The sequence below is a fragment of the Kitasatospora sp. NPDC056327 genome (assembly GCF_042261735.1).
Lineage (GTDB): Bacteria > Actinomycetota > Actinomycetes > Streptomycetales > Streptomycetaceae > Kitasatospora.
Genome location: NZ_JBHJRC010000252.1, coordinates 1 through 12,222, shown reverse-complemented (window position 1 = coordinate 12,222; position 12,222 = coordinate 1). Strand labels below are relative to the sequence as shown.

Below are 12,222 nucleotides of genomic sequence, written 5' to 3'. Positions count from 1 at the left end.
ACTCCCGAGCCGGGCCGCGCCGGACCGCCGGGGCGGAGGCGTCCGGGCCGGATCGCCCGGGCCGGTCGCCTCCGCCGGATCGTCACCGCCGGTCGAAGAGCGGCACCCGGACCGGCTCCGCCTCGGGCGCCGGGCGGGTGTCGGGCCGCCCGGAGAGGGAGGTGTCCTGCGGGGAGAGCATCAGCGCGATCCCCCCGAGCGCGAGCAGCACGAGGATCGCCACCGCGAGCGGGGTGATGAACTGCGAGGCCGGCAGGCCGCCGGCCGGGGCCCGGCCGTCCAGCACCACGGAGACGGCGGCCATGCCGGTGTAGTGCATGGCCACCACGGCGACACCCGCGATCCCGGCCGAGGCCAGCGAGGCGAGCAGGCCGGTGATGTTCAGGGTCATCCACAGCGCGGTGGTGGAGGCGGCGATGGCGATCGCGACCGAGGCGGCCACGACGGTCGAGTCGTAGGACACCCGGCCCTCGACGTGCATGGCCGCCATGCCGAGGTAGTGCATCGCGGCGATGCCCAGACCCATCACCGTGCCGCCGATCAGCAGCGTGGTCACGCCGCGCGGCCGGTAGCCGACGTAGAGGATGCCGAGGCCGCAGACCGCGATCGCGAGCAGCAGGCTGAACAGGGTCAGCGGCACGTTGTAGAGGATGGTGGAGCCGGTGACGTTGAAGCCGAGCATGGCGAGGAAGTGCATCGTCCAGATGCCGCAGCCGATCTCGGCGGCGCCCAGCAGCAGCCAGCCGAGCCGGCGGCGCGGCGGCAGGTCAAGGGCGCGGACGGTGCACCGCAGGCCGAGCGCGGCTCCGGTGGAGGCGACGAGGTACGACAGGACCGGGTTGATCCAGCCGTAATGGAAGCCGTCGATGGGGGCGGTATGGTGCATGAAAGTACCTGAGCTGACGTGTCGTTGGTGAATTCGGGCGGGAACGGTCCGGGCGGCGCGGGGACCGCCGGGGTGGTCCCGGGTCCAGGGGTACGCGAAGAGTCGGAACCCTTGGGGAAGGCGAGCTGAATCGCAGCGGTCCGGCGTCCGGCGGGGCCCAGATCCGGGGATCGGGGCGCGGCCGCACCTGGCCCGCTCGTCGTACCGTCATGCTGCTCCTCGTGGGCGCTGGTCCGGAGTCCGCGCGGCCCGTCCGGTGCCGGGGGCACGGGCGGGGCCACGGGGTGGCGGCAGACGGGGCGGGGCACGCGGGACTGGGGCGTCGTCGGCCCGGCGCGTGCGACGGGAAGCCGCCTGCCGGGCCTCACGTGCGGATGCATACTATCGAGCCCTCCGGGTCAAGGGTCGACCGGGGTCTTCTTCGGGGATCTTTGGTGAAGGCCCGTGTTCGGCCGGTCACGGGCCGGCCTGTCGGATCCCGCGGCCCGGGGCCGGAGCCGGCCCGCGCCGCACCCCGTCGGCGCCGTCGTGCGTCGTGGTGGCCCCCGTCGTGCCCGGCCGGGCCCCGGCCCCGCCCCCGGCCCCGTCCTCCCGCACCGGCGGGCGCGTGCCCCGGGGTGTCGCCGAGAGCTCCCGCGGGCGCTGGGGGCGACGGGCTTTTTTGGTCAGCCGGCAGTGTGTTTTCAGTCGGCGCGCGAGGCCCGGGAGGGTCTTGACGTGAGCGGGTTGCTCGGACAGGTGATCGATGGTTTCCTCGGTCCTCGTGACATCGTTGGTACCAGGCGTCTCGTACGGAACTGATGTTTCATCAGTTCATGACAGTTCGTCAGAGGACTTTCCGGGGGAGGACTTCGAGCGGGTCATCGACGAAGATGACGGATCATCGGCGGAACCGGCGCGGCCGGGTCGGAGGGTTCCCCTGCCGGTCGACGAGGGGGACCGCTGCTTCTTCGACCACCCGCTCGACCACGTGCCGGGCATGGTCCTGGTGGCGGGGGTGCTGGACTTGGTCCGGGCCCGCGAGCCCGAGCGGATCGACGCGGCCGGTGGCCGGATCCGGCTGTCGCTGACCTTCGACCGGATGTGCGAGCTGGGCCCGCCGGTCTGGCTGGAGGCCGAACCGGTCGCGGCCGACGACGGACCGGCCTGGCGGCTGACGGCCGTCCAGGACGGCGAGGCCGTCTGCCGGGCCACGGTCGGTCTCGGCGGGGCGGAGGGGTCCGCCGTGTCGGCCGGCTCCGCGCGGACCGTCGTGGCCGGCCCCGGGCGGGCGGCCGGGGAGCCCGCGGACGCGGCCCTGGTCCACCGCCACCTGGCCGAGAACGTCCTGGTCGGCGAGCCGGCCCGGGTCGAGCGGGCGGCGGTGCTGGTGCCGCCGCCGGGCCACCGGCTGGCGGGCGCCGGGACGCACGGACCGGGGGCGCTGATCGAGTCGGCCCGGCAACTGGCGACCATGCTCGGCCACACGGCCCACGGCCGGGACGCCGACGCCCAGATGCTCTGGCTGTCGATGGAGGCGGACCTGCCGACCGGCCTGCCGGCGGAGGTGCCGCTGGAGTTGTGGTGGGAGTTCGCACCGGTGCGCGGAGCGCGCGCGGTGTTCCGGTTCGCCGTGGTGGACGCGGAGAGCGGAGAGCGGCACGGCCGGTTCGAGATGGGTGTCCACACCCTCAGCCGCGCCGGTTACCTGAAGCGGAGGTCGGCCAAGTGAGTACGGTGGAACCGGCGACGGGCCCGCGCCCGTCCTGGGCGGTGCAGGCACCGCGGCTGTTGTTCGTCGTCGCGGTCCTCGCGGTCGGCACCGGGCTGGTGATCCACCTGCGGCACGCGGGCGACCCGCTCGACCTGGTCGCGGCGGTCCTGGCCGCCTGCTACCTCGCCTGGATCGCCGTCGAGATCCCGGTGACCTTCCGCAGCTCCGGCGCCGCGCCCCGCGAGTCGGCGAGCCTGCTGCTCTACGCGGCGGCCCGGATCGCGACCGTGTCCGCGGCCGTGCTCGGCCCGCTGCCCTGGGACGACTGGTCGCCGCTGCTGCTCGTGCCGGCGGCCGTGTTCGTCGGCGGGGTCGTCCTGCGCCAGGTGGCGATCCACACCCTGGGGCGCTTCTACTCCCACCACGTCACCCGGCAGACCGACCACCAGATCGTCACCTGGGGCGTCTACCGGTTCATCCGGCACCCGGCCTACGCGGGCATGCTGTCGGCGCACGTCGGCTTCGTCGTCTACTTCGCGAACCCGCTGAGCGTGCTGCTGCTGTTCGCGCTCGCCGCCGCGATCACCTTCCGGATCCGCACCGAGGAGCGCATGCTGGTGAACATCCCCGGCTACCGCGCCTACGCGGACGGCCACGCCCGTCTGGTGCCGGGCCTGTGGTGAGCGCCCCGGTCCGTCCGGTCCGGGTCGGGGTTCCGCGCACCCCGGACGAACTGCTGACGACCACCCGCTCGGTGCGGCTGCGGCTGGACCTGACCCGCCCGCTCGACGCCACGCTGGTCCGGGAGTGCGTGGAGATCGCGCTCCAGGCGCCCAACGGCGGCAACACCCAGCGCTGGCACTGGCTGGTGGTGGCCGACGCGGCCGTGCGCGGGCGGATCGCGGCGGTCTACCGGCGGACGTTCGAGGCCCGCTACCCGCCGGCCGCCGACGTCGCCGGGGCGAGCGGCGGCGCGGTGTCCGACCGGATGCTGGCCGGCGGCCGGCACCTGGCGGAACACCTGGACCGGGTACCGGTCCTGGTGATCCCCTGCCTGGAACTCGGCGGCCGGCCGCTGCCCGCGGGCAACCAGGCGAGCCTGTGGGGCTCGCTGCTCCCGGCGGCCTGGAGCTACATGCTCGCCGCGCGCGCCCGCGGCCTCGGCACCGCCTGGACGACGGTGCACCTGGACGCGGAGGAGGAGGTCGCCGGCATCCTCGGACTGCCGCGCGACGTGCGCCAGGGCGCGTTGATCCCCACCGCGCACGTGATGGGGGACGGATTCGGGCCGGCGCCGCGCCGGTCCGTGGACAGTGTGCTGCACCTGGACGGCTGGGGCGGCGGGGCATGGGGCGGTGGGCTGGATGACTGAGCCGGTGGTGACCACGGAGACCGGGGGCGACGCGCTGACGGACGCGGCGCAGGTGGGCAACAAGTTCGCCCGTCAGGAGGTGCTGCGGCGGGCCGGCTTCCGGGTGCCGGAGTTCTTCTGCCTGCCCGCCGCCGCCTTCGACGAGGCGCTGGACGCGCTGCGCCCCGGGCTGCCGCCGCTGCCGTCGCCGCTCCCGCCGGCCACCGGGCCGCGGCCGGCGGACGACGCCGGGCGCGCGGCGGCGGACGCGGTGGAGGCCTGGTGCGCGGCGGCCCGTGCGGCGCTGCTGGGCGCCGTCCTGCCCGACCCGCTGGCCGAACGGGTCCGCAAGGAGTTCACCGGACTCGCCGGGCCGGACGGCCTGGTGGCGGTCCGGGCCTGTGTGGTGCCCGTCGCGCGGACGGACACCCCCGGTGCGGGCGGCCCGGCCGGTGAGGACGACGCGGTCGGCGAGGACAGCGCGGTCGACCCCTTCGCCGGCATGAGCGACAGCTTCCTCTACGTCGACGAGGACGGCCTGGCCGACGCGGTGGTGCGCTGCTGGGCCTCGGCGTTCAACCCGCAGGCGGTGCGCTACCGCCTGCTGCGCGGCCTGGACCCGCTGGGCGCCCGGGTCGCCGTCGGCGTGCAGCGGATGGTCCTCGGCAGCCGGTCCTTCGTCGCCTTCACCCGCGACCCCCGCGACGGTTCGGACCGCCGGGTGGTCGCCGCCGCGTACGGCATCGGCGAGGGCGTCGTCCAGGAGAAGGCCGACGTCGACCACTTCTTCCACGACCCGGCCACCGGCACGGTGACCGCCACCACCGTGCACAAGCGGTGGTCCATGGGCCTGCCCGAGGGCGCCGTCTCCGGCGCCCCGGTCCTGCTCCCGGTGCCCGGCGAACTCGCCGACCCGCCGGTGTTCGACGACGACCAGGTGCGCGCGGTGTCGGAGCTGGCCGCGCGGGTGGAGGAACTGTTCGGCGCCCCGCAGGACATCGAGGGCGCGCTCACCGGGGACGGCCTGATCCATCTGGTGCAGGCCCGCCCGATGGTCCTCGCGCCGACCGCGCCGACCGCGCCGACCGCACCGACCGCCGCGGGGACCGCCGCCGCCACGGCCGGCGTCACCGCCGCCACTGCCACCGCCGCCGCCACGGCCGCCGAGGAGGAGGCGGCGCGCGTCTACTGGGGCAACCACAACATCACCGAGAGCTTCCCCGGCGTCTCCGGCGCCCTCACCTTCTCCCAGTCCCGGGAGTTCTACCGCCGCTCCTTCACCGACCTCTACCGCCGGATGGGCGTGCCCGAGTCCTGGGTGCGGGACAACGCGCACCGCCTCGCCCGGATGGTCGGCTACCTGGAGGGCCAGGTCTACTACCGGCTGGAGGACTGGCACGCCCTGCACGGGCAGATGCCGATCTTCGAGCTGGTGCGCCGGGGCTGGGAACAGGCTATGGGCATCACCGGCCCGGCCCGCGGCGAACGCCGCTGGGCCGCCCCGGCCGTCGCCCGGGCGCTGCCGCGGCTGGCCTGGCGCAGCCTGGTGCACCCCTGGCAGGTCAAGAGCTTCCTGCGCTGGTGGGACCAGCAGATGGCCGAGGCCGAGACGCTCGGCGACTCGCCCGAGGAGCTGATCGCCTTCTACCGCCGGCTCTGGGAGCGGGCCGGCCGGCGCTGGGGCGTGACCCTGGTCAACGCGTTCATCGCGCTGGTCGTGCTGGGCGCCGGCGGCATCCTGCTGCGCCGCTGGACCGGGGAGGGCCCGCAGGTCCTGGTCGGGCTGATGGGCGGCGGACGGGAGAACCGCTCGCTCGAAGCGGTCCGCGCCGCCATGGGCCTCGCCGAGACCGTCGGCTCGGTACCCGCGCTGCGCGCCGCCGTGCTCGACGACACGAGCGATCCCGAGCGGCTCTGGCAGGAGATCGTGGCCGGTCACCACGGCGCGGCCGTCGGCGACGCCGCCCGCGGCTACGTGGCCCGCTACGGCGACCGCGCGCTGCACGACCTCAAGCTGGAGGAGCCCACCCCCCGTCAGCGCCCGTGGACCGTGCTCGCCCTGATCCGCCCGCTGGTGCGCCAGGGCGCGACCGTCGCGGCCAACCGCGCCGACGAGCAGGCCGCCGCCCTGCGCGCCCGCGCCCGGCTGCGCGAGGTGTGCCCCAACCCGGCGCAGCGCGCCGTCCTGCTCGGCATCACCACGCTGGCCCGCGACCTCGCCCGGATCCGCGAGGACACCCGGTTCTGCCGCACCCAGCTGTTCGGCCTCTCCCGCGACGTGATGTGGCGGCTCGGCGCGGAACTCGCCCGCACCGGCGTGCTGGACGACCCGCTCGACGTCGCCGACCTGACCGTCGAGGAGGTCATCGGCGCCTTCGACGGCACCGGCACGGTCGTCGACCTGCGGGCCCTGGTCGCGCTGCGCCGCACCCAGCGCGAGGAGTGGGCGGGGAACCCGCAGCGGCCGGCCCTGCTGGGCATTCCCGCCGGACTCCCGCTCGCCCGGGCGCTGCCGCACGCCGTCGCGGTGGGCCCGAAGGGCGCCGCGAGCGACGGCGTGCTGCGCGGGATCGGCTCCAGCGGCGGTGTGGTCCGCGGCCGGGCGAAGGTGGTGCTCGACCCGTCCACCGACCCGGACCTGGCCGCCGGGCGGATCCTGGTCGCCCGGGAGACCGACCCGGGCTGGCTGTTCCTCATGATGTCCGCGACGGGCATGGTGGTCGAACGCGGCACCCTGCTCTCCCACACCGCGATCACCGGCCGGCTGCTCGGCGTCCCGACCGTGGTCGCCGTCCCGCGGGCGACCTCCGCGATCCCCGACGGCGCCTGGATCGAGATCGACGGCACGGCCGGCACGGTGCGGCTGCTCCCGCCGTCCGAGCAGCCGTCCGAGCAGCCGCCGGAGGGCTCCCCGGAGCGGACGTCCGAGCGCGCCGCGGCGGACGGGCAGGGCGAGAGCGCCGCGAACGGCGAGAAGGCCGCGAAGGACGGGACGCCGTGACCGACGACCCGGCCCGCTTCCCCTTCCCGCCCGCCGGTGACGTGCGCCCGCCGGACGGCTACCACGGCGTGCTGCGCACCGGCGCCCCGCACCCCGTGCGGCTGTCCAGCGGACAGCCCGCGCTGCTGGTCACCCGTCACCGGGACGTCACCGCCGTCCTGGGCGACGACCGGTTCAGCCGGGCCGGCTACACCGAACTGGCCCGCCCGCTGTTCGCCCGCAGGACCGAGTCCGTCCTGCTGGCCACCGCCGACGCGCCCGACCACACCCGCCGCCGGCGGGCGGTCCTCCCCGCGCTCACCGCGCGCCGGGTCCGCCTGCTGCGCCCGCGCCTGGAGGCCCTCGCCGAGGAACTGCTCGACGGTCTCACCGGCGGCGCCGCCGAGGGCGAGGCCGACCTCGTCGGCGGCTTCACCGTGCCCTTCCCGATGCGGGTCATGTGCGAACTGCTCGGCGTCCCGCCCGGGGACGGCCCGATGCTGCGCGCGGAGGTGGACGTCCTGATGTCCACCTCCGGCCACGCCCGCGAGGAGGTCGCCGCCGCCCAGGCCCGGCTCGACGGGTACTTCGCCGCCCTGGTCGCCGCCAAGCGGCGGGCCGCCGAGGCCGGGGAGCCGGCCGACGACCTGCTCACCAGGCTGGCGACCCGCCCCGCCGACGACCCGGAACTGCGGCTCTCCGACCGGGAGGCGGTGTCCCTCGGCTCCGGCATGCTGATGGCCGGCTACGAGACCACCGGCAACTCCCTCGGCATGTGCGTGCTGCTGCTCCTGCGGCACCCCGCACTGGCCAGGACCCTGCGCGAGCACCCCGAGCGGGTGCCGGCGGCGGTCGAGGAGATGCTCCGCTTCACCTCCCTCAACAACACCGGCGGCGCACCGCACCTGGTGACCGAGGACACCGAGCTGGGCGGCTGCCCGGTGGCGGCCGGGCGGATCGTCGTGCCGCTCACCGACGCCGCCAACCGGGACCCGGCCGTCTTCGCCGACCCCGACGCCTTCGACCCGGACCGCCCGGACGCCGCCTCCCACCTCGGCTTCGGGTACGGCCGCCACCTCTGCCCGGGCGCCGAACTCGCCCGCGCCGAGCTGCAGATCGGCCTCGGCGCGCTGCTCCGCCGCTTCGAGGTGCTCGAACCCGCCGTCCCCGAGGAGGCCCTGGAGTGGCGGCGGACGATGTTCATCAACGGCGTCTGGCGGCTGCCGGTCCGCTGGAGCACCGCGGAGCGGGCCGCATGACCCCCACGCTCCCGGCCGCCGCCCCCGCCGGACCGGGCCCGTTCACCGCCCGCCTGGCGGCGTTCGTCCGCGGCAGCTTCCCGCTGCCGCTCTCCCTGGTGTTCGCCGCGGTGTGGGCGTTCGGGGCCACCGGCCTGTTCGCCGCCGCCGACGGGCGGGTCCGGGACTGGCGGCCCGGCTGGGGCACGGCGGTGGCCGCCGTGACCGTCCTGGTCGAGCTGCTGCTGATCCGGGCCGTCGACGACCTGCGCGACCTGCCCTACGACCGGCGCCACAACCCGTCCCGCCCGCTGGCCCGGGGCGCGGTCCTGCCCCGCGACCTCGCCGCGCTGGCCGGCGCCGGCGCCGTGGTGCTGCTGCTGCTCAACGCCGGGAACCTGCCGGCCCAACTGCTCATCGCCGTCCAGATCGTCTACACCGCCGTCCTCGTGGGCGCGGAACTGCTGCTCGGCTGGCCGCAGGGCGACGCGGTGGTCACCGGTGTGCTGCTCAGCTCCCCGGTGCAGATCCTGCTCAACCTCTACCTGTACGCGGTGTTCCTGCACGACGCCGGTCTGGACACCGGCGCCGTCCTGCGCTCCGCCGGGCACGCGCTCCCGGCGCTGGCGGTGATCCTGGCAGCCGCCACCCACCACGAGCTCGCCCGCAAGATCGTGCGCGAGCCGCGGCCGCACGAGCGCACCTACGTCCTGGTGTACGGCCTGCGCGCCACCGTCGTGCTCGCCCTGGTGTTCGCCGCCGTCTCCGCGGCCGTGTCGCTGGCGGTGCTGCGCCCCTGGTCCGGCGGCGCGGCCGGCTGGGGCTGGCTGGCGCTGCTGCCGCTCGTCCTCGCCGCGCTCGCCGCCCGGACGTTCACCCGGACCGGGGCGGCCCGCTGGCCGGTCGCAGCCGTGGCCGGCTACCTGCCGGCGGTCTTCTTCTGCCATCTGCTGATCGGTCTCGGGGGCACCGCATGAGGACGGACGACCTGTACATCGCCGGGCTGGCCGCCCACGTGCCCCGGGTCCTGCCGGTCGCCGACGCGATCGCGGCGGGCCGCCCGGGCGCGGAGCAGGCCCGGGCGGACGGCTGGACGGGAGTCTCGGTCGCCGACGGCACCCCCGCGCCGGACCTCGCCGCCGAGGCCGCCCGGCTCGCCCTCAAGCGCTCCGGCCTGGCCGCCGAGGACGTCTGCCTGGTCCTGCACGCGGGCACCTACCACCAGGGCCCGGACGGCTGGTACGCCGCCAACTACGTGCAGGACCGGGTGCTCGGCACCACGGCGCCCGCGATCGGCCTGGACCAGGGCTGCACGGCGATGCTGGACGCCACCCGCCTGGCGCACGGCCACCTGGTCCACGCGCCGGAGAACTCCGCCGTCCTCGTCTCGGCGGCGGACAACTTCGGCACCCCGGCGGTCGACCGGTTCACCTACGCGCACGGCTGGGGCGCCGGGCGCGGCTCGATCCTGGGCGACGCCGGCTGCGCCGTGCTCCTGTCCGCGACCGGGGGCCCGCTGCGGATCCGCTCGCTCGCCCAGTCCTCGCTGTCCTCGTGGGAGCGGGTCTACCGGGGCACCGAGGAGATGTTCCCGCCGAGCGGGGCCGGCGGTACGGCGGTCCCGCTCGGCGTGCGGATGGGCACCTACGCGGACTCGGTCACCGACCAGGACCTGCGCCGGGCCATGGCGCGCGAACTCGTCGAGGCCCGCACCCGGCTCGCCCGGCAGGTGATCGAGGAGGCGGGCATCACCGCGGCGGACGTCACCCGGGTCACCCACGTCTTCAGCGGCCACCCGCGGTACCTGGAGGGGCTGCTGGGTCCGCTGGGCATCGACCCCGGGCGCGGCATGCTCGAACTCGGCCGGAGCCTCGGCCACCTGGGCGCCTGCGACCAGTACCTGTCGCTGGCCCACCTGGTGGACACCGGGGCCGTCGGCCCGGGGGACCACGTGCTGCTCACCGCCAACGGCGCCGGCATCTCGCTGGCGGCGGCCGTCGTCGAGGTCCTGGAGCACCCCGCCCGGTGAGCGGGCGCCGGGCGGCCGCACGCCCGGAGGATCCCGGCCGCCGCCGTGGGGGCGCGGCCCGGGAACGGGGGCGGTGACGCGCCGGGGAGCCCGTGACCAGGACAATGGCCGCGAAAGTCCACCGGAAGTACAGGGTGTGCCGGACGACCGCCCCCGCTCGATGACGGCCCGGTTCGGCGAGGTCGTGCGCGAGCTCGGCGCGGAGTGGGACGAGCCGGACGCCGAGCAGCCCGAGATGCCCGAGATCGGCCTCTTCGTCGGCCTGCGCCGACCGGCCCGCCCTGCGGACCGGGCCCGTCGGCAGCATCCCCCGCCGCCACGGGCCCGGCACCACTCGCTCCCCTCGGCGCCGCACCGAGGACGCGCCCACCCCGGAGTGAGGGTTCCCGGCCAGGACCACCGGTAGCGCCCCCCCCGCGGAGATGTCCGACACCCCGGACCTCTCGCGCCCGCGCGCCCCGCAGACGCGCTCCTGCCCCTCCCCGCCGCCCCGGCACCGCTTCGGCCTGAGGCCCGGTCGGCCGCCCGGGCAGCTGTCCGGCCAGCTGTCCGGGCATGAACCGTCAGTCCCGAATGGTTGAGTGATGCGGCGTCACATTCCGCCGAGGGCCCGGACGGGAACCCGAACAGCCGGAGTGGCGGGCCGACAAGGGCGTCTTCAAGGGGGAGATCATGGGGCGGCGCGAGAACAGAATCGATCCGGGGGCCGGTCCGCTGGAGAGGTTCGCCCACGATCTGCGAATGCTCCGGCGGCTGGCCGGCTCGCCGTCCTACCAACAACTGGCGGCGCACACCCACTTCGCGCCGTCCACCCTCGCGGCCTGCGCGTCCGGCAAGCGACTGCCGAGCCCGGCCGTGCTGGCCGCCTACGTGACGGCCTGCGGGGGCGACCCGGCGGCGTGGGAGGAGCGCCGGGTGCGCACCCGTGTCCTGCTGGACCTCGCCGCCGACGACGACAGCGGCGGTGGCAGCGACGGTGGCGGTGGCACCGGAAGCGGCAAGGGCGGCACGGGCGATGGCAGCACCGTCGGCCACGACCGCACGGCCCGGGCGGACCAGGCCGGCGGTCCGGCCCGGTCCCCGGCGTCGGCGGGCGGGCGGATCGTCGCCGTCACCGCGCCTGCGGCCATGGACGGGGACAGCGGCTGGTCCGAGCCCGTGCTGCTCACCGGCGGGGCACGACGTCCCCCCGCCCGGCCGGCGCCCTACGGTCCGGCCACGCCGGGCGGCGTGCGGCGGCTGGCGCTCCTCGTCCTGGCGCTGCTCTGCGCCGGCCTGTCGCAGGCCGGCGCACCTCCCGCCGGGCTCACGGTGTCCTCGGCCGCCCGGACGGACTACGCCCACTGGTTCAGCACCGCCGCCGCGGTGCCACACCGCTTCCGTCCGGCGATCGTCCGGGCGGGCACCTCCTGTTCCGTCCCGCAGATCACTCCCGCGCTCATCGCCGCGATCCTCGCCACCGAGAGCGGTTTCGACCCGGAGCTCGCCGATCCGGTGAAGCAGGAGTACGGCATCGCGCGCTGGACGCCGCGCGTGCTGCGCTACTACCTGCCCGAGGAGCAGCAGGACCGGGTACCGGTTCCGCCGCTGGACGCGGAGGAGTCGATCCTGGCGCTCGGGCGCATCCTGTGCACCCTGGCCCCGCAGTTGGAGGGCGTCGCGGGCGACCCGGTGATGAACCTCGCCGCCGCCTACCGGACGGCCACCTACGTCGTGCAGAAGGAGGACGGCGTACCGGCCCGGCTGCGGCCCTACACCGACCGGGTCCGCGGGTTCCTGATGGCCTTCGCGCCGCCGGGCGGGGCGTGCCTGCCGTTCGAGGTGCCGCAGAGCTCCTACCCCGCACCCTGCTCCGCCGGGCGGTGAACAGGCGGCGGTGAACGACCGGCGGTTGACGACCTGGGACGAACAGCCCCCGGGCACGGTGTTCGGCCCCGTCCCCGGCCCCGGCGGGCACCCGGAAACGCCGGGGGGCCCCCCCGCCCCCCCCGGGGGGGGGCCCCCGTGGCGGGCCCCCGGCGCGGGGGCGTATTAAAAAAAACCAG

General features: G+C 76.0%; 10 protein-coding genes. 9 read left to right on the top strand and 1 reads right to left on the bottom strand.

Translation table 11 applies throughout. The features are described from left to right. Positions 1-82: 82 nt before the first annotated feature. The gene (locus ACFCX4_RS28095; protein ID WP_376148103.1) at positions 83-886 is read right to left on the bottom strand and encodes an MHYT domain-containing protein; all 804 of its coding nucleotides are present in this window, start codon (positions 884-886) and stop codon (positions 83-85) included. 979 nt (positions 887-1,865) lie between these two features. Between ACFCX4_RS28095 and ACFCX4_RS28090 the strand changes: the two genes are divergently transcribed. The 9 genes from ACFCX4_RS28090 (at position 1,866) to ACFCX4_RS28050 (ending at position 12,043) form a co-directional block, all read left to right on the top strand. Beyond that, positions 1,866-2,597, top strand: coding sequence for an AfsA-related hotdog domain-containing protein (locus tag ACFCX4_RS28090; RefSeq protein ID WP_376148105.1), 732 nt, complete (start codon positions 1,866-1,868; stop codon positions 2,595-2,597). After that, positions 2,594-3,262 carry a methyltransferase family protein gene (locus ACFCX4_RS28085; protein WP_376148100.1) on the top strand — a complete coding sequence of 223 codons (669 nt, stop codon included), beginning with the start codon at positions 2,594-2,596 and terminating at the stop codon, positions 3,260-3,262. Before ACFCX4_RS28090 ends, ACFCX4_RS28085 begins: the two co-directional genes overlap by 4 nt. After that, entirely contained in the window at positions 3,259-3,951 is a 693-nt protein-coding gene (locus ACFCX4_RS28080) for a nitroreductase family protein (protein ID WP_376148097.1), read from the top strand. Before ACFCX4_RS28085 ends, ACFCX4_RS28080 begins: the two co-directional genes overlap by 4 nt. Further along, positions 3,944-6,931 (top strand): PEP/pyruvate-binding domain-containing protein, encoded by a 2,988-nt coding sequence (locus ACFCX4_RS28075; protein WP_376148094.1) that lies wholly within the window; start codon positions 3,944-3,946, stop codon positions 6,929-6,931. Before ACFCX4_RS28080 ends, ACFCX4_RS28075 begins: the two co-directional genes overlap by 8 nt. Continuing rightward, positions 6,928-8,169, top strand: coding sequence for a cytochrome P450 (locus ACFCX4_RS28070; RefSeq protein ID WP_376148091.1), 1,242 nt, complete (start codon positions 6,928-6,930; stop codon positions 8,167-8,169). The genes ACFCX4_RS28075 and ACFCX4_RS28070 overlap by 4 nt, the downstream gene beginning before the upstream one ends. After that, complete coding sequence (locus ACFCX4_RS28065) at positions 8,166-9,125, top strand: hypothetical protein (protein ID WP_376148088.1); 960 nt, start codon at positions 8,166-8,168, stop codon at positions 9,123-9,125. Before ACFCX4_RS28070 ends, ACFCX4_RS28065 begins: the two co-directional genes overlap by 4 nt. Next, entirely contained in the window at positions 9,122-10,177 is a 1,056-nt protein-coding gene (locus tag ACFCX4_RS28060; RefSeq protein ID WP_376148085.1) for a ketoacyl-ACP synthase III family protein, read from the top strand. Before ACFCX4_RS28065 ends, ACFCX4_RS28060 begins: the two co-directional genes overlap by 4 nt. Positions 10,178-10,313: 136 nt before the next feature. After that, a complete protein-coding gene (locus ACFCX4_RS28055) occupies positions 10,314-10,583 on the top strand; it encodes a hypothetical protein (RefSeq protein WP_376148082.1) in 270 nt (89 codons plus the stop codon). Positions 10,584-10,849: 266 nt separating this feature from the next. After that, a complete protein-coding gene (locus ACFCX4_RS28050) occupies positions 10,850-12,043 on the top strand; it encodes a helix-turn-helix domain-containing protein (RefSeq protein ID WP_376148079.1) in 1,194 nt (397 codons plus the stop codon). Positions 12,044-12,222 lie beyond the last annotated feature (179 nt).